The sequence below is a fragment of the Stutzerimonas degradans genome (assembly GCF_024448505.1).
Lineage (GTDB): Bacteria > Pseudomonadota > Gammaproteobacteria > Pseudomonadales > Pseudomonadaceae > Stutzerimonas > Stutzerimonas degradans.
On record NZ_JAMOHV010000005.1, the window covers coordinates 180792 to 196052 of the forward strand.

The window sequence follows — 15261 nt, forward strand, 5'->3', positions numbered from 1 at the left end:
CCGAGCCGCGAAGCGCACCTGCCTTGCGCGCATGATGGGCCGGGTAGCGACGAGTCGATCGGCTATGGCGGCCGGAACGGTACGCCGATGTGCGAGGATTGTTGCAATTGAACACGAGGAGCCTCCATGCCTAGCCTGGTGCTGGATATCGCACTACCTGCCGAACGCCTGCTGGCTGCCTATCAAGGGCACGCCAACCGCGTCCTGCTACGCAGCCGCGACGGCAGACGAATCAGCCTACCGGTTCATCATCTGCGGCCCTTTGTGACTCGCGAAGGGGTATTTGGTTCCTTCGAGCTGGAATTTGCCGAGCAAGGCCAGCTGGTCGGCCTGCATCGCTTGCGCTGAGGTGCCTTCTGAGCAGCCTTGCAGGCGGCTGAAACACCGCGTCGCCTGCTATACTCCGCGGCCATCACTTCCCGAGATTCTAGGCTGCGTATGTATAACCTGGCCCGCCAGATGCTGTTCAAGCTGTCCCCGGAAACGTCTCACGAGCTGTCGCTCGATCTCATTGGCGCGGGCGGCCGTCTGGGTATCAACCGGTTGCTGAGCAAGTCGCCGGCCAGCCTGCCGGTGCGCGTCATGGGAATCGATTTCCCGAACCCGGTCGGGCTCGCTGCAGGCCTGGACAAGAACGGCGAGGCCATTTGCGGATTGTCGCAGCTGGGCTTCGGTTTCATCGAAGTCGGCACCGTCACGCCGCGCCCGCAGCCGGGCAATCCGAAGCCGCGCATTTTCCGCCTGCCGGAAGCCGAGGCGATCATTAATCGCATGGGCTTCAACAATCACGGCGTCGATGCGCTGCTCGCACGGGTGGATGCCGCGCATTTCAAGGGCGTGCTGGGTATCAACATCGGCAAGAATTTCGATACGCCAGTGGAGCGCGCCGACGAGGATTACCTGCTGTGCCTGGACAAGGTTTACCACCATGCCAGCTATGTGACCGTCAACGTGAGCTCGCCCAATACGCCGGGGCTGCGCAGCCTGCAGTTCGGCGACTCGCTCAAGCGCCTGCTCGAAGCGTTGCGCCTGCGCCGCGAGGATCTGGAGATCGAGCATGGCAAGCGGGTGCCGCTGGCGATCAAGATCGCCCCGGACATGACCGACGACGAAACCGTGCTGGTAGCCGAGGCGGTTCTGCAAGCGGGAATGGATGCGATCATCGCGACCAACACCACGTTGAGCCGTGAGGGCGTTGCAGGGTTGGCGCATGCCGACGAAGCAGGCGGATTGTCGGGCGCCCCGGTGCGCGAGAAATCCACCCATACCGTGCGCGTGCTGGCGCAGACCCTCAGCGGGCGATTGCCGATCATCGCCGTGGGCGGGATCACCGAGGGGCGCCATGCCGCTGAGAAGATCGCCGCCGGGGCGAGCCTGGTTCAGTTGTATTCGGGATTCATCTACAAGGGGCCGGCGCTGATTCGCGAGGCGGTGGACGCAATTGCCGAGTTGCGCGCGAAGGTGCAGTGACTAAGAGGTCGGAATCGGCCCGATGCGGGGCTCCGGATCGGAGCCCCTGGGCTTCTAGCCCGCCGCCCGGATGGGGCGTGCGATGAAGAGTCGGTCAGGTCGGGTAATCAGCCGACCGCGTGGAGTTCGTTCAGTCGATGCAGACCGGCGGTGCCGGTCAGACCATCCCAGTTGTCGCCGCGACCCTCCCGCCAGCCGTTGATCCAGGCTTGGCGCACAGTGGGATGGGTGAAAGGACACAGGTCGCGAGATTTGCCATGTATGCCGTGTTGATAACCGCGCAGGAATGCTCGTTCCATCGGATCACGCTTGAGTCTTCTCATTGGGTATTGCCCTCAGTGGTTGACTGGTGTTCCTGGTGGCCTCATGGCGAGACCGGGCAGACAGGCTGCCGTTGGGTCCGCTGCCGGCGTGGCGGACGCCATCGACCTCATTGCGATGGTCGATTGGGACGAGTTCTAACCCAATGGCCGAGAGGCTGGAATGATCGTTTTGTCATAAGTAGGTAACCAAACTATGGTTCAGCCCATAAGCAGTGTGTACTGCCGGGCCTAGAGCCACCCGCCCGCAACCGTGCGACAGCGCCGGCGCGCGTCTGTGTGACGCAGGGCAATTTTTTGCTGGGCCATTCCGACGAAGGGTCGGATCGTTCCGCTTCGAACACTCACTGGAAGCATCCATGACCGACCGTCACGAACTCATTCTCACCTGTCCCAAGGGACTCGAAGGTTTGTTGCTGGAGGAAGCCCGGCAATTGGGACTGGAGGACGCGCGTGAGCAGACCGCGGCAATCCGCGGTTTCGGCGCCCTGGAAGTCGCGTACCGTCTGTGTCTCTGGTCGCGCCTGGCCAATCGCGTGCTGCTGGTGATCAGCCGCTTTCCGACCACGACCGCTGAGACCCTTTACGAAGGCGTGCGCAGCGTGGACTGGGCCGAGCATCTGGAACCTGGCGGCAGCCTGGCGGTCGAGTTCAGCGGGCGCGGGTCGGGTATCGACAACACTCACTTCGGTGCGCTCAAGGTCAAGGATGGCATCGTCGACCGTCTGCGCACCGCCAGCGGCGAGCGGCCCACGGTCGACAAGCTGAACCCCGACCTGCGCGTGCACCTGCGCCTGGACAAGGGCGAGGCGGTGCTGTCGCTCGATCTGTCCGGGCACAGCCTGCATCAGCGCGGTTATCGCCTACAGCAGGGCGCTGCGCCTCTCAAGGAAAACCTGGCGGCGGCGGTGCTGATCCGCGCCGGCTGGCCGCGCATTGCGGCGGAAGGCGGCGCGCTGACCGATCCGATGTGCGGCGTGGGTACTTTCCTCATCGAGGGCGCCATGATCGCCGCGGACATCGCGCCCAACCTCAAGCGCGAGCGCTGGGGCTTTAGCGCCTGGCTCGGACATGTGCCGGCGCTATGGCACCGCTTGCATGATGAGGCCGAGGCTCGCGCTGCGGCCGGTCTGGCGCGTCCGCCATTGTGGATTCGGGGCTACGAGGCCGATCCGCGCCTGATCCAGCCAGGACGCAACAACATCGAGCGTGCCGGGCTGGGGAGCTGGATTCGCATCTATCAGGGTGATGTGGCGACGTTCGAGCCGCGTCCCGACCAGAACCAGAAGGGGCTGGTCATCTGCAACCCGCCCTATGGCGAGCGCCTGGGCGACGAAGCGAGCCTGCTGTATCTCTATCAGAACCTCGGCGAGCGCCTGCGCCAGGCTTGCCTCGGCTGGGAGGCGGGGATCTTCACCGCGGCGCCTGACCTGGGAAAACGCATGGGCATTCGTAGCCACAAGCAGTACGCCTTCTGGAACGGCGCGCTGCCGTGTAAGCTGCTGCTAATCAAGGTCGAGCTCGACCAGTTCGTGACCGACAATCGCACCGCGCCGCCGCAGCCAAACGCCGCGCCGGCGCCCGTCGAAGTGGCGCGGCTGAGCGAAGGCGGGCAGATGTTTGCCAATCGCCTGCAGAAGAACCTGCGCCTGTTGGGGAAATGGGCGCGCCGCGAGGGTATCGAGTGCTACCGCCTATACGACGCCGACATGCCCGAATACGCCGTGGCGGTGGACCTGTATCGCGACTGGGTGCATGTGCAGGAGTACGCGCCGCCGCGCTCGATCGACCCGGACAAGGCCCAGGCGCGTCTGCTTGATGCCTTGGCGGCCATTCCGCAGGCGCTGGGTGTGCCGCGCAAGAAGGTTGTGGTCAAGCGTCGCGAGCGGCAGAGCGGGACGCGCCAGTACGAACGGCAAGCGGCGCAAGGGCAATTTCTGGAGGTAATCGAAGGCGGCGTGAAGCTGCTGGTCAATCTCACCGATTACCTCGATACCGGGCTGTTCCTCGATCACCGGCCGCTGCGCCTGCGCATCCAGCGCGAGGCAGCGGGCAAGCGCTTTCTCAACCTGTTTTGCTACACCGCGACGGCTACGGTGCACGCGGCCAAGGGCGGCGCCCGCAGCACCACCAGCGTGGACTTGTCGCGCACCTACCTGGACTGGGCGCGGCGCAATCTTTCGCTCAACGGTTTCTCTGATCGCCAGCGGTTGGAACAGGCCGATGTCATGGAATGGCTGGCGGCTGATCGCGGCGAATACGATCTGATCTTCATCGATCCGCCGACCTTCTCCAACTCCAAGCGAATGGAGGGGGTGTTCGACGTGCAACGTGACCATGCCGCCCTGCTGGACCTGGCGATGGCGCGGCTCGCGGCTGGTGGCACGCTGTATTTCTCCAACAATTTCCGCAAGTTCGAGCTCGACCTGAGTATCGCCGAGCGCTACGCGGTGGAAGAGATCAGCGCCGCTACGCTGGATGAGGATTTCCGGCGCAACCCGAAGATCCACCGCGCCTGGCGACTACAGGCTCGCTGACGGTACTGGCCGATTGCATGAGGGCGGCCCGAAGGCCGCCCTCATGCATTAATCAGCGCTGGGCTGTGTCCGCGTGACGCTGGTTGTGCAGGCTGACCAGCACCTGATCGAGGATAGATGACGCGCCCCACGGGCGGGGATGGTTGAGAATCGCCACCACCGCCCAGGTGTTGCCGTCACCGTCGCGGCTGTAGCCGGCAATCGCGCGCACCGTGTTGAGCGTACCGGTCTTGATGTGCGCCTTGCCGGCGACTTCGGTGTTGCGCAGACGCTTGCGCATGGTGCCGTCCACTGCAGCGAGCGGCATCGAGGAGATGAATTCCGCTGCATAGGGGCTGCGCCACGCGGCCTGCAACAGACTGGCCAGTTCGCGTGCGCTCACGCGTTCAGCGCGCGAAAGGCCGGAGCCGTTCTCGATGACCAGATGCGGGGAAATCAGCCCCTTCTTCGCCAGCCACTGCCGAATGACGCGCTGCGCGGCCTTGGAGTCGTCGCCATCCGCTTCGTTGCGAAACTCCGCGCCGAGGCTGAGGAACAGCTGCCGGGCCATCGTGTTGTTACTGTACTTGTTGATATCGCGGATGATCTCCACCAGGTCCGGCGAGAACGCCCGCGCGAGCAGGCGCGCATCCTCCGGCACCTGGGCGACGCGATCCTGGCCGAGAATGCTACCGCCCAGTTCCTGCCAGATTGCGCGCACTGCGCCGGCGGCGTAGTTGGGATGGTCAAGTAGCGAGAGGTAGGTCTGGGACCGGCAGCCGGCGGCCAGTTTGCCGCTGACCACCACCGTCACGCTGTCGGCATCGCGGACCGGATTGAACAGCACGTCCGGCCAGCCTGGGCATTTGGCGGCTGGCAGCGGCTTGACGCGGTTGTCGATCTTCACGTTGGCAATCGGCGGTTCGACGGCCACGCTCACCTTGCCTGCATCGTTGCGCACGATGAAGCGCAGCGCCTTTAGGTTGACCAGCAGCGAGTCGGGGCCGACCAGAAAGGGTTTGTTCTGGTCGCCGCCATCGTCATTGAAAATTGGCAGTTCGGGCTGGATGAAATGGCTGCGATCGAGCACCAGATCACCGGTGACCTTGCGCACGCCGTTGGCCCGCAGATCACGCAGCAGCAGCCAGAGCTTCTCCATGTTCAGCTTCGGATCGCCGCCACCCTTGAGATAGAGGTTGCCGTTGAGCGTGCCGTCGACCAGCGGGCCGTCGGCATAGAATTCGGTCTTCCACTGGTGGCTGGGGCCGAGCAGTTCCAGCGCGGCGTAGGTCGTCACCAGTTTCATCGTGGATGCGGGGTTGACCGAGACGTCGGCGTTGACGAAGGTCGGTGCGCCTTTGGCGTTGAGCGGCAGCATCACCACCGACAGGGCATTGGTCTCGATCTTGTTGGCCTTGAGCGCCTTGACTACCTGCGGCGGCAGGTTCTGGTTGACCGGCGCAGCGTGCGCGGGCCAGGCCAGCGGCGCCGCCAGTGCGGCGATGGCCATGCAGCGGAGAAAGTTATTCATCTGACGGCGCCTCTGAAAAACGGGCACGAATTGCTGATCGCGGCATATGGATTCCCACTGCTTCAAGGGAAAAGGTGCGGGCATTATGCCTGCGCACCGGAGGCACGGTGCCCCCACTCCGATAAGCGTAGCCGGGCAGGCCATCATCCTGCAAAAGGGCAGTGCGATGAATATTGGCGGCCAGTGCTGCGGGCAGGGTGGTTTCGTCGCCTAAGCGCGGCGTAGCTGGTACAGTGCGCGCCGTTATCAAACTAGAAAAGGATCACTCCAGATGGCTACCAACCGTTCGCGTCGCCTGCGCAAGAAGCTCTGTGTCGACGAATTCCAGGAGCTCGGCTTCGAGATCAACCTGACCTATCGCGAAGGCGTGGACGCCAAGGCCGTGGATGACTTCCTTGAGGAGTTCGTTACCGAAGCGATGGAAGCCAAGGGTCTCGGCTATATCGGTGGCGAAGATTATGGTTTCGTTTGCCTCGCTCGTCGCGGCTCGGTCAGCGAAGAGCAGCGTGCGCAAGTGGATGCCTGGCTGAAGGGGCGTGCCGAGCTGGCCGAATACTCCGTCAGTCCGCTGATGGATGTCTGGTACCCGGAAAACCCGATCAGGACCGAGGCGTAGTCGCGTCTCGCGCCTGGTCCTCTTGAGCCGTCGCCTGCGGTCGTTTCGACGACCGCCTGGTGATGAGTCGGCGCAGCAGGTACATGACCAGCGTTGCGCCGAGGGCGATCCCGACGCCGATGGTCGCATTGATCAACCGCATTTGCGGCAGGTTCCAGTCCTGCGCCAGGGTTTCGGCCAGCAGCAGGAAGCCAAGCGTCGCCTGCAGGACGAACAGTCCGTAGTGATGCGCCTGGAACGCCCGTCCGAAAAAGATCAGCGGCAGCAGGATCATCACCATCAACGGTGGATCCGCCAGGCTGTGCCCCATGTAAATCAGGATGGCCGCCGCTCCGAGAACGCCCAGGCAAGCCTGTAGCGCCCGCATCAGACTCCGTTCCATATCCAGTTGCAGCGTGGTGAATACCGCCAGCGTCAGCCAGTAGCCGCGTGGCAGGTCCGCCAGTTCGACGATCGCGCCGCCGAGCGCACAGGCCAGCACATAGGTCAGCGCATGTTGCCTCCACTGACGGATCGGCGTACGCCGTGCATGGCGTCGCAGCACGCGCAGCAGGCTCATCAGACGCGGCATGTAAGGCCACATGCGCAAGCCATGTACGCCGCGCATGCCGAACGCGAGCAGCGTCACCCACAGCCCACCGAGCGCAAACAATATTGCAATCGCATAAGGGTTGTTGAAATCGGCGATGCCGTACTGGCCCTGCCCCAGGCACAGGCAGATCGCCAGGCCGATGCCCAGCTTGCCGGCTTCGTTGCCATAACGCTGCAGCCAAGCCAGCAGCAGGCCGTAGAAGGCAAACAGGCCGAGGCTGATCAGCGGATGAGTGGCGGACCAGAAGCCCAGTCCGGCGCTGCAGGCGCCCAGGGCGATTAGCAGCAACATGCGTAGCATGCCGAAGCGATGCAGCGGGTTGGCCTTGGCGGCCTGAAATGCCCCCACCGTCGCCCATAGAAACCCCGGGTGCCCGCTGAACAGGCCGAGCAACAAGGGCAGGGCGCAGCCCAGCGTGGCAACCGCGGCCGCGCCCCAGGCGGGGCGCCCGGGATGCCAGCGCAGGCTTTCGGTCAGCAGATGCCTCATGGCTACACCGGGCTGGAACGGCCAGTCATCTCGCTGGCCATTTCCGTTGCGTAGCTGTCAGTCATGCCGGCGATGAAATCGATCACTCGCAGGAAGGAGTGATACAGCGGCGCGTTCGGATTAGGTGCATTACGGCCCAGCAGATCGAGAATGCGCTGATTCTTGAACGAGAGGCTGCGCCCGCGATGCTGTTCCAGTGCGGCGCCGCAGAACGCGTTAAGGAGAATTTCGAGCGTGGTGTAGGCGCCGATCTCGTGGAGCGTCTTGCGCTTGTCCTGGAAAATCTTCTCGCGCGCCAGCGCCTTGGCCTGCAGCACGCACTGTTTGGCGGGGCCGTGCATGTGCTCGACCAGATCGCCCGGCAATTGCCCGCGCAGCAGGTTGTGCTGCTGCGCGACGAAAGCGCGAGCAGCGGCGTTGGTGAGGTGCTCGATCGCCTTGCCCCGCAGGATTGCCAGCTTGCGTCGCCGAGAGTCCTTCGGGCCGAGCTGGCGATAGGTTTCCGGCAGATCGTCGCCAACCAGGCCGAGCAGCAGGGCTTCGACCTCCGGGTAGTCGAGCAACTCCATTTCCAGGCCGTCTTCAAGGTCGATCAGCCCGTAACAAATGTCATCTGCCGCTTCCATCAGGTAGACCAGCGGATGACGACCCCAGCGCTGATCCTCCACCAATGGCAGGCCGAGCTTCAGCGCGATCTGTTCGAGCAGCGGTCGCTCGTTCTGATAGCAGCCGAACTTGTGCTTCTTGTAACCCAGCGCCTCGGCATGCCGCGAGGTCCATGGATACTTGAGGTATGTCCCCAGCGTGGCGTAGGTGAGTCGTGTGCCGCCGTCGAACTGGTGGTACTCCAATTGCGTAAGCACCCGAAAGCCTTGGGCGTTTCCTTCGAAGTTAAGGAAGTCCGAACGCTGGAAATCGCTCATGTCATCCAGCCAGCCGCGATCCGCAGCCTGCTGGAACCAGTGACGAATTGCGTCTTCGCCCGAATGGCCGAAGGGCGGGTTGCCGATGTCGTGGGCGAGGCAAGCGGACTGTACGATCATTCCCAGATCGGCCGGAGAGCACCATTCGGGCAACCCGTCGCGCAACACTTCACCGACCCGCATGCCGAGCGAGCGACCGACACAGCTGACTTCCAGCGAATGGGTCAGGCGTGTGTGGATGTGATCGTTGCTGGAAACCGGGTGAACCTGGGTCTTGCGACCCAGCCGACGAAACGCGCCGGAGAAGATGATGCGGTCATGATCCTTGTGAAACGGGCTCCGCCCCAGCTCCTCGCTGCTGTGGGTGGATTTGCCGAGTCGTTCACGGGTAAGCAGGGTATGCCAGTCCAAGGACTATCTCCATATGGCTTCCAGCGGGCGCGACTAAGCTAGCACAGTAGTCGCCATACACCGATGCGGCTAAGGTCCCGTCGCATCGATGCAGGTTTTACGGTGCTTTGCCATGGCTCCGCGTGAAGCACAACTCCTAGCGCAATTTGCTGCGCAACTTCTGCTGCCCTTTGATCAGCGGATAAAGCGTGATAGCGACGCGAGCAAGCGTACCGATTCTGCCCAGCCGACGACCAAACAGCGCCAGGACCACGGTCGCGGCCATCATTAGCGGTTTCTTCCCTGTGCCCCCGTCCACACTTTCGCGACGTCTGGCCAGCATGCTTCGCGCCTGTTCGAATGGATGGCTCAACGGCTGCGCATGGTAGAGCAACTGCTGCCGGTGCATTTCCATCCGCAGGCGAACCAGCTCTTTGCGCATATCCAGATCGCTAGCGGTGCTCAGTTGCTGGCTCATGGTAATAGGCGCTCCCGGTCGCGGGTAAGTTCTTCAATCGTGGCCTGAAAGGGTGAGGCGCACGCTTTGGCAAGCTTCAGCGCACGACCGATACAGATCGCCATGCCGACAGCGTAAATGGCGCAAAGCACCAGAATTGCGGTGATTCGGTAGCTGTCCCAGAAGACGATCACCAATGCTGCGGAAAGGCCGATCAGCACCAGCAGCCCCAGAATCAGGCTGACCCCGGCGAGGAGAAAAAGCCGCACTGTCCTGGCTTTTTCCTCCTGAAATTCGATGCCGAGCAGTTCCAGATGCCCTTGCAGCAGGCCGACAAACGCCCCGCCCAGTTTTTTCAGCGAAGGCTTTGGTGCCTCTTCGCCGGGTTCGACCTCCATTGACTACCTCGACTTAGCGACGTGAAGAAAGCAGGCCCAGCAGGAAGCCGACACCGGCAGCAATGCCTACCGATTGCCAGGGGTGGCTCTGGACATAGTCTTCGGTGCACTGAATCGCGGCTTGGCTCTGCTCGCGCATGGAGGCTTCGCGTTCCTTGAGTAGCGCTTTTGCCCGAACCAGGTTCTCGTTGATCTTGCCGCGCAGCTCTTCGCTCTGTACGCCGGCAGTTTCCTGAGTGTGCTTGAGCAGGCGCTCGGTATCCCCTATCAGCGTATGAAATTCGTCAATCAGGGCATTTTGCGCATTGTGCAGATTGCGCCGATGAGCCGACTTGTCGAACAGCGGTGTGTGATGCTCATGAGATGCATCGGGAATCGGGGTTTCGTCGGTAGTGCCGAAGGTAGACTCGGTAGACATGGGGCGGCTCCTCGAGATTGTGCCGGAACGATGTGTTCCAGTGCTGCAAGTTTCGAGCATAGCCCGCAGGTAAGGTTCCCGCTTCGCTCCATGGGATAGCGCGGTGGGTGTTGGATTTAAATTTCTCATCAAATAAAAAGAAACCCGCCGAGGCGGGTTTCTTTTTTGCTGCAATGCAGCAAAGACGCGATTACATCAACGGGATGGTATAGCTGACGATCAGACGATTCTCGTCGATATCGTTGGCTGCACCATTGCTGCGGAAGGTGGCATTACGCCATTTGAGTCCCAGGTTCTTGAGCGCACCATCCTGAATTACGTAGCCGATGTCAGTATCGCGCTCCCATTCCTTACCCTCCGAGACGCCAGCACGCTCGAAGTTGTCGCCAGTGACATAGCGAGTCATGAAGGTCAGGCCAGGAATGCCGATGGCAGCGAAATTATAGTCGTAGCGAGCTTGCCACGATTTTTCGTCAGGCTGCGCGAAATCGCCGATCTGCACATAGTTGACCAGATAGGGGTCCACGCCACCGCCGATATAGGCGAAACCGGTGTCACCGGACATCTTCTGATAACCCAGGCCGAAACTGTGGCCGCTGATGGAGTAGGTGACCATTGCACCGAACGCCTTGTTATCGACGTTTGTATTGCCATCATCCTTCGATCGCTGATAACGCAGATCGGTCTTCAAAGACTGACCATCAGCGATCGGCAGCACGTGAATCAGGTTCACTGCGTGCTGCTTATAGTTATCCTCCAGATTGCTGTAGTAGTAGGAGGCGCTCAGATCCTTGGTGAGCTTGTAAGTACCGCCGAGGTAAACGAACTCGTCCGACTCCTTATTGCCATCAATACCTTTACCTGTGGTATTGATAGTGATGTCCTGATCGTCGGTGGAGTTACGATCATTGAACTGGTCGAAATAGGCAACATCCAGAGTAAGGTTGTCAATCTCGTTGGAGACCAGTTGGGCGCCGCGCATCGTAGCCGGCAGCAGGCGACTGTCGCTGGTTGCAATAGCCATATTCTTGGGTTGCAGTGTGCCGACCTTCAGAATGCTCTTGGAAACTCGGGCCTTAGCAGTCAGCCCCAATTGGGAGTAGTCATCCGGCGCACCATTAACTTTCTGAACGTCGCTAGGCAGCAGACCTGTACCAACGCGATCAGGGCTCGAGTCAAGCTTCACGCCGAGCAGACCAAGGGCGTCAACACCGAAACCCACGGTACCTTCGGTATAACCGGATTCAACGCGCAGCAGAAAACCTTGTGCCCATTCGTCGGCTTTTGATTGACCGCTGTTGCCGCCGTCTTGGCGCCAGTCGCGATTGAAATAGAAATTACGCAGTTCAAGGCCGGCCTTGGTGTCTTCGATAAAGGCAGCTTGAGCCATGGTCGGGATAGCCAGTGTTGCTCCCAGAGTGGCGAGGGCCACGCCCCGGGCGATGGGGGTCTTGAGCATTTCTTATTTCTCCTCGTTGGATGATGCTCTGAAAGTCGCTCTTTACGGCGTCCTGCAATAAAACATTACAGGACAATTTCAACCTTTAGACTTTAGTCTTCAGGAACTCACAGTCAACGTGTTTAGACAGCGCGGTCTGTATGTTCCCCGCATCGACTGCTCCGGTGATATCGCACCTGACTGTCGAAGCGGCATCTGTCGGATGTGAATTACCCTGCAATCTGTCCGTTGCTTCGGGTTGCGGCATCCTAGCGTTTCGGTGCGCGAGAGTCGAATTTTGCGGTTAATCAAGCCGAGCGATGCGTGGAGCTTCACAAAATCATGCGGAGGGGACGCGGCTACCGAGGGCATCCAATCGCGAAGCGACTGCTAGAATGCGTTTCATAACTGGAAATATGAATGAGTCGCTTATGCTGCCTGAGTGTCAGCTTTTCGGAACCCTTGGTTGCCACTTGTGTGAGCAGGCCGAGGAGATATTGATGCCGCTGGTTGAGCATGGCCTGCTGGTCGAGCTACTGGATATCGCTGAAAGGCCGGAGTGGGTTGATGATTACGGTCTGCGCATTCCGGTGTTGCGTCGAGTTGATACCGGAGCGGAATTGGATTGGCCGTTCGAGGCTGAGCAGATAGTGGGTTTTCTGCAGGTCTGAGGCTCCGTGCCGACTGTATGGCGACATATTTCGCGGAACGAAAAAAGCCGACTTCAAGGTCGGCTTTTTTTTAATCTTGCGCTGGATCGTGCAAGAGATTCGGGAATTGGTCGGAGCGACTGGATTCGAACCAGCGACCTTCTCGTCCCGAACGAGACGCGCTACCAAGCTGCGCTACGCTCCGAAGATGGCGCGCATTCTACAGAAAAAGTTTTGTCGCACAAGGGCTTAGTAAGGATTTTTTTGAGGGCGCTTGGCTGCGGTCGATCAGGCACTGGGCCTGGCGAAGAGCCGGGGGTTGGCGGAAGGGGGGCGCCAACCCATCGGGCGGATACTCAGAGTTCGCGGACGGTCCGAACCTGATCCTTGTTGACCTTGCCAGGATTGCCGTCGAGCTGTTCGTACTCGTAGAAGCCGGATTCATCGTCATACTCGGGGTGGTCGAGCGTCTGGATTTCTCGGCCATCGTTGAGGGTGATAACGCTCGGATTGGCGCATCCGGTGAGTGCTCCCAGTCCGACGATGACAAGCAATGCAGGAATAATGCGTGAGGTCATGGTCCTTGCCTCCTTGGTTATGATGCAAGTGGGACGGGCGTCCGCCAGGCTAAGTTCCCGAAACCTCAGCGTTCGAGTAGTTCCGGGGTGTTGAGGTTGGCCAGGCGTGGATCGTCCTCGGCTAGATCCAATGCTCGTGATCCTAGTGCCAGCAGTACCTGGCGAGGGCTGCGAGCTCCGGCCTGCCAAGCTGCTTCGAGACGCGCAGCCAGGTGTGTTGGAATCATGCTGAACAACGGCTCCCACTGCGCCGAGCGGCGCACCATCAACGGATGCAGACGATCTTGCGTGGCAATTGCGTGGAGGCTCCGCAGCAGCAGCGCATCGATCATCGGAGCGTCGCAGGGCAAGACCATCAGCCAATCATGATGTGCAGCGGCAAGCCCCGCCCGAATCCCGGCCAATGGCCCGGGATAATCGGGTTCTTCATCTGAGAGCAGGCGATCCGCGTAAGGTGCATAGGCGGTCTGGTTGCGGTTGCATGACAGCAACAGATCGTCGGTTAGTGCGCGAACGGTCTCATGCACCCAGGCAATCAGCGGTCGTCCGTGCCACTCGATCAATCCCTTGTCCTGGCCGCCCATACGCCGGCCGCGACCGCCGGCAAGCAAAAGGATGGAGCACGCAGGCAGAAGACGGTTGCTCATAGCAGGCTCCGAGAAAAAAGGCAGTGATATACACCCGGTCTGTTTGCATCACAACTGGGTGCGCCAGGTCGCGATCGATCGCTTCGATGACGCTTTCGCGTGTGGCTTCTCCGTGGTAACGCGCTGTAGTGCTTGCTGGATCAGACGTTTCGCATGCCTCTGACGTCGATTATTCATTTGGTGAGCGGGGCTGAGTGTTATGGCTGCTCGCCGCTGCAGGCTGTCCGTTTGCCGAGGCCCAAACAAATCCTCGAAAGCATTGTCTATCTGCAGCATCCGCTCTCAAGCGCCGGCTGAGCGCCGGCTTTCCGATGCCTTCACAACAAGGAGAACGATGATGATGCAGGAGAGAAATGTCTGGGTCGATTATGCCAAGGCGATAGGGATCATCCTGGTCGTTTATGGGCACGTCGCGCGCGGGGTGTTCAACGCGGGCCTGCCTATGGATGAAGCCAATTACGTACTGGTGGACAGCATTATCTACAGCTTCCACATGCCATTGTTCTTCTTTCTGTCGGGGCTTTTCTTCTTCGACTCGCTGCAAAAACGTGGCAAGGGCGGGTTGATCATCAACAAGGTCGATACCATCGTTTACCCGTTTATCGTCTGGTCGCTGTTGCAAGGTCTGATCGAGGTTGTGCTTTCCAACTACACCAATGGTCAGGTAACACTGGCCGAGGTGTTCTCCCTGTTGTGGATGCCGCGAGCCCAGTTCTGGTTCCTGTATGCGCTGTTCCTGGTGTTCGTGCTCTGCTCCTTTCTATACGCGCGAGCTGACCGTCGTTACTTCTTACCGATGGTGGTTCTGTTTGGCGTGCTTTTCATATTCAAGGACGCGCTCACGGGCAATACGGCGACCAAGTTCATCCTCGGCAATACCGTTTTCTTCGCGTTGGGCATCTGGTTCAACGAGGTTAAACAGTTCTTTCTGGCGCGCTGCGTACAGCTGACGCTGTTCTTCGGAGCGCTTTTTCTGGTCGGGCAGTACCTGTTCCACATAACGTTCGGGATGAACTATGTGGACGGTGGCTTGCCGGTGCTGGCGCTGGCGACCATTTCGATCTTCTTTATGGTCGCGCTCTCCATGTGGCTGGGGCAGTTCCGGGTGGGCTGGTTGCTGTTCCTCGGTGCGTCGTCAATGACGATCTATCTGATGCACATCCTGGCAGGCAGTGGCGTGCGCGTAATTCTTGCCAGCTTCCTAGGTATCGATTCGATACCGGTGCATCTGGTGCTGGGAACGCTGGTTGGTATCGCGGCGCCGCTGCTTGCCCAGATCGTGATCAATCGCTACCGGCTTGGTTTTCTTCTCACACCGCCCAAGCCCGTTTCAGCATCCAATCTCCGCGTGCGCAGGGCGATGGCGCAGTAACTGCGGCGTAGCCGAAGGTTTAGGGCGCGGTCACCTGCCGGTGGGCGCGTTCTTAACCGCATGTTAGTCGTTGGATCTTCAGATTCTTGTCGGTGTGGATGTTCAGTCGCCGTGAATCGTACTCCAGAGTAACGACCTGATCCGGGCGCAGCAGGCGTGCGGATTGAGCTCCGGCCAGTTCGCGTGCCTGCTCAAGCAATTGTGGGGTGGCGATTCGGCCCAGTAGGTGCTGCACGTGCTGCGAGTCGCACATATTGCCGGCGGCTTCGGTGGTTACAGGATGCCACTGGCAGCCTGCAAGAAATGACGCGACGAATAGCAACACTACGCAACGCGGTTTGGACATGTGCTTTCCCATTTAGGCTGATTGAATTCGATCTACTACGATCAACGTTAGTGACGGACAAGCAAAAGGTAAAATGCCGGCCAACCAAAGTCCGTCACGAAATACCTGAC

At 60.4% G+C, this 15261-nt stretch carries 17 protein-coding genes and 1 tRNA gene; 6 read left to right on the plus strand and 12 right to left on the minus strand.

The genetic code is table 11. The features are described 5' to 3' along the window. Positions 1–126: 126 nt before the first annotated feature. Together NAV27_RS09485 and NAV27_RS09490 are read left to right on the plus strand one after the other, a co-directional pair. Positions 127–348: a DUF2835 domain-containing protein gene (locus tag NAV27_RS09485; RefSeq protein WP_054093161.1), complete on the plus strand. Its 222-nt coding sequence runs from the start codon at positions 127–129 to the stop codon at positions 346–348. A gap of 90 nt (positions 349–438) precedes the next feature. Continuing rightward, positions 439–1470 carry a quinone-dependent dihydroorotate dehydrogenase gene (locus NAV27_RS09490; protein ID WP_102829230.1) on the plus strand — a complete coding sequence of 344 codons (1032 nt, stop codon included), beginning with the start codon at positions 439–441 and terminating at the stop codon, positions 1468–1470. 107 nt (positions 1471–1577) lie between these two features. On the opposite strand, the gene rmf is transcribed toward NAV27_RS09490, so the two are convergent. Beyond that, positions 1578–1793 carry a ribosome modulation factor gene (gene rmf / locus NAV27_RS09495; RefSeq protein WP_003289553.1) on the minus strand — a complete coding sequence of 72 codons (216 nt, stop codon included), beginning with the start codon at positions 1791–1793 and terminating at the stop codon, positions 1578–1580. 356 nt (positions 1794–2149) lie between these two features. Between rmf and rlmKL the strand changes: the two genes are divergently transcribed. After that, positions 2150–4327, plus strand: a complete 2178-nt coding sequence (gene rlmKL, locus NAV27_RS09500; RefSeq protein WP_102829229.1) for a bifunctional 23S rRNA (guanine(2069)-N(7))-methyltransferase RlmK/23S rRNA (guanine(2445)-N(2))-methyltransferase RlmL — start codon at positions 2150–2152, stop codon at positions 4325–4327. A 52-nt stretch (positions 4328–4379) separates the two neighbouring features. Here rlmKL and dacB read toward each other — a convergent pair whose 3' ends face one another. Continuing rightward, positions 4380–5837 (minus strand): D-alanyl-D-alanine carboxypeptidase/D-alanyl-D-alanine endopeptidase, encoded by a 1458-nt coding sequence (gene dacB, locus NAV27_RS09505; RefSeq protein WP_102829228.1) that lies wholly within the window; start codon positions 5835–5837, stop codon positions 4380–4382. Positions 5838–6108: 271 nt separating this feature from the next. On the opposite strand from dacB, the gene NAV27_RS09510 reads away from it, so the two are divergent. Then, positions 6109–6453: a YggL 50S ribosome-binding family protein gene (locus NAV27_RS09510; RefSeq protein ID WP_102829227.1), complete on the plus strand. Its 345-nt coding sequence runs from the start codon at positions 6109–6111 to the stop codon at positions 6451–6453. On the opposite strand, the gene NAV27_RS09515 is transcribed toward NAV27_RS09510, so the two are convergent. The 6 genes from NAV27_RS09515 to NAV27_RS09540 form a co-directional block, all read right to left on the minus strand. Further along, positions 6437–7534, minus strand: a complete 1098-nt coding sequence (locus NAV27_RS09515) for an FUSC family protein (protein ID WP_102829226.1) — start codon at positions 7532–7534, stop codon at positions 6437–6439. The two genes, NAV27_RS09510 and NAV27_RS09515, sit on opposite strands and share 17 nt — an antisense overlap. A 2-nt stretch (positions 7535–7536) precedes the next feature. Then, positions 7537–8868 (minus strand): deoxyguanosinetriphosphate triphosphohydrolase, encoded by a 1332-nt coding sequence (locus NAV27_RS09520; protein WP_102829225.1) that lies wholly within the window; start codon positions 8866–8868, stop codon positions 7537–7539. A 136-nt stretch (positions 8869–9004) separates the two neighbouring features. Further along, a complete protein-coding gene (locus NAV27_RS09525) occupies positions 9005–9325 on the minus strand; it encodes a hypothetical protein (protein WP_008568996.1) in 321 nt (106 codons plus the stop codon). Next, positions 9322–9702 (minus strand): phage holin family protein, encoded by a 381-nt coding sequence (locus NAV27_RS09530; protein WP_102829224.1) that lies wholly within the window; start codon positions 9700–9702, stop codon positions 9322–9324. The genes NAV27_RS09525 and NAV27_RS09530 overlap by 4 nt, the downstream gene beginning before the upstream one ends. 13 nt (positions 9703–9715) lie before the next feature. Beyond that, the gene (locus tag NAV27_RS09535; protein ID WP_102829223.1) at positions 9716–10120 is read right to left on the minus strand and encodes an ElaB/YgaM/YqjD family protein; all 405 of its coding nucleotides are present in this window, start codon (positions 10118–10120) and stop codon (positions 9716–9718) included. 190 nt (positions 10121–10310) lie between these two features. Continuing rightward, positions 10311–11579: an OprD family porin gene (locus tag NAV27_RS09540; RefSeq protein WP_102829222.1), complete on the minus strand. Its 1269-nt coding sequence runs from the start codon at positions 11577–11579 to the stop codon at positions 10311–10313. Positions 11580–11989: 410 nt separating this feature from the next. Here NAV27_RS09540 and NAV27_RS09545 point away from each other — a divergent pair, with 410 nt between their 5' ends. Beyond that, positions 11990–12229, plus strand: a complete 240-nt coding sequence (locus tag NAV27_RS09545; RefSeq protein ID WP_008569000.1) for a glutaredoxin family protein — start codon at positions 11990–11992, stop codon at positions 12227–12229. Between the two features lie 107 nt (positions 12230–12336). Here the strand turns inward: NAV27_RS09545 and NAV27_RS09550 are convergent. From NAV27_RS09550 to mobA, 3 genes are all read right to left on the minus strand, one after another. Continuing rightward, positions 12337–12413, minus strand: a tRNA-Pro gene (locus NAV27_RS09550). Positions 12414–12564: 151 nt separating this feature from the next. Continuing rightward, positions 12565–12786 (minus strand): YgdI/YgdR family lipoprotein, encoded by a 222-nt coding sequence (locus NAV27_RS09555; RefSeq protein WP_008569001.1) that lies wholly within the window; start codon positions 12784–12786, stop codon positions 12565–12567. Between the two features lie 65 nt (positions 12787–12851). Continuing rightward, entirely contained in the window at positions 12852–13433 is a 582-nt protein-coding gene (gene mobA / locus NAV27_RS09560; RefSeq protein WP_102829221.1) for a molybdenum cofactor guanylyltransferase MobA, read from the minus strand. Positions 13434–13773: 340 nt separating this feature from the next. On the opposite strand from mobA, the gene NAV27_RS09565 reads away from it, so the two are divergent. Beyond that, the gene (locus NAV27_RS09565) at positions 13774–14805 is read left to right on the plus strand and encodes an acyltransferase family protein (RefSeq protein ID WP_102829351.1); all 1032 of its coding nucleotides are present in this window, start codon (positions 13774–13776) and stop codon (positions 14803–14805) included. 52 nt (positions 14806–14857) lie between these two features. Here the strand turns inward: NAV27_RS09565 and NAV27_RS09570 are convergent, their stop codons facing one another. Continuing rightward, entirely contained in the window at positions 14858–15151 is a 294-nt protein-coding gene (locus NAV27_RS09570) for an I78 family peptidase inhibitor (protein ID WP_232249130.1), read from the minus strand. Positions 15152–15261: the final 110 nt, after the last annotated feature.

Coding starts and splice junctions, on each gene's coding strand:
- NAV27_RS09485 (WP_054093161.1), top strand. CDS start 127: ATGCCTAGCCTGGTGCTGGATATCGCACTACCTGCCGAACGCCTGCTG.
- NAV27_RS09490 (WP_102829230.1), top strand. CDS start 439: ATGTATAACCTGGCCCGCCAGATGCTGTTCAAGCTGTCCCCGGAAACG.
- rmf (WP_003289553.1), bottom strand. CDS start 1,793: ATGAGAAGACTCAAGCGTGATCCGATGGAACGAGCATTCCTGCGCGGT.
- rlmKL (WP_102829229.1), top strand. CDS start 2,150: ATGACCGACCGTCACGAACTCATTCTCACCTGTCCCAAGGGACTCGAA.
- dacB (WP_102829228.1), bottom strand. CDS start 5,837: ATGAATAACTTTCTCCGCTGCATGGCCATCGCCGCACTGGCGGCGCCG.
- NAV27_RS09510 (WP_102829227.1), top strand. CDS start 6,109: ATGGCTACCAACCGTTCGCGTCGCCTGCGCAAGAAGCTCTGTGTCGAC.
- NAV27_RS09515 (WP_102829226.1), bottom strand. CDS start 7,534: ATGAGGCATCTGCTGACCGAAAGCCTGCGCTGGCATCCCGGGCGCCCC.
- NAV27_RS09525 (WP_008568996.1), bottom strand. CDS start 9,325: ATGAGCCAGCAACTGAGCACCGCTAGCGATCTGGATATGCGCAAAGAG.
- NAV27_RS09530 (WP_102829224.1), bottom strand. CDS start 9,702: ATGGAGGTCGAACCCGGCGAAGAGGCACCAAAGCCTTCGCTGAAAAAA.
- NAV27_RS09535 (WP_102829223.1), bottom strand. CDS start 10,120: ATGTCTACCGAGTCTACCTTCGGCACTACCGACGAAACCCCGATTCCC.
- NAV27_RS09540 (WP_102829222.1), bottom strand. CDS start 11,579: ATGCTCAAGACCCCCATCGCCCGGGGCGTGGCCCTCGCCACTCTGGGA.
- NAV27_RS09545 (WP_008569000.1), top strand. CDS start 11,990: ATGCTGCCTGAGTGTCAGCTTTTCGGAACCCTTGGTTGCCACTTGTGT.
- NAV27_RS09555 (WP_008569001.1), bottom strand. CDS start 12,786: ATGACCTCACGCATTATTCCTGCATTGCTTGTCATCGTCGGACTGGGA.
- mobA (WP_102829221.1), bottom strand. CDS start 13,433: ATGAGCAACCGTCTTCTGCCTGCGTGCTCCATCCTTTTGCTTGCCGGC.
- NAV27_RS09565 (WP_102829351.1), top strand. CDS start 13,774: ATGCAGGAGAGAAATGTCTGGGTCGATTATGCCAAGGCGATAGGGATC.
- NAV27_RS09570 (WP_232249130.1), bottom strand. CDS start 15,151: ATGTCCAAACCGCGTTGCGTAGTGTTGCTATTCGTCGCGTCATTTCTT.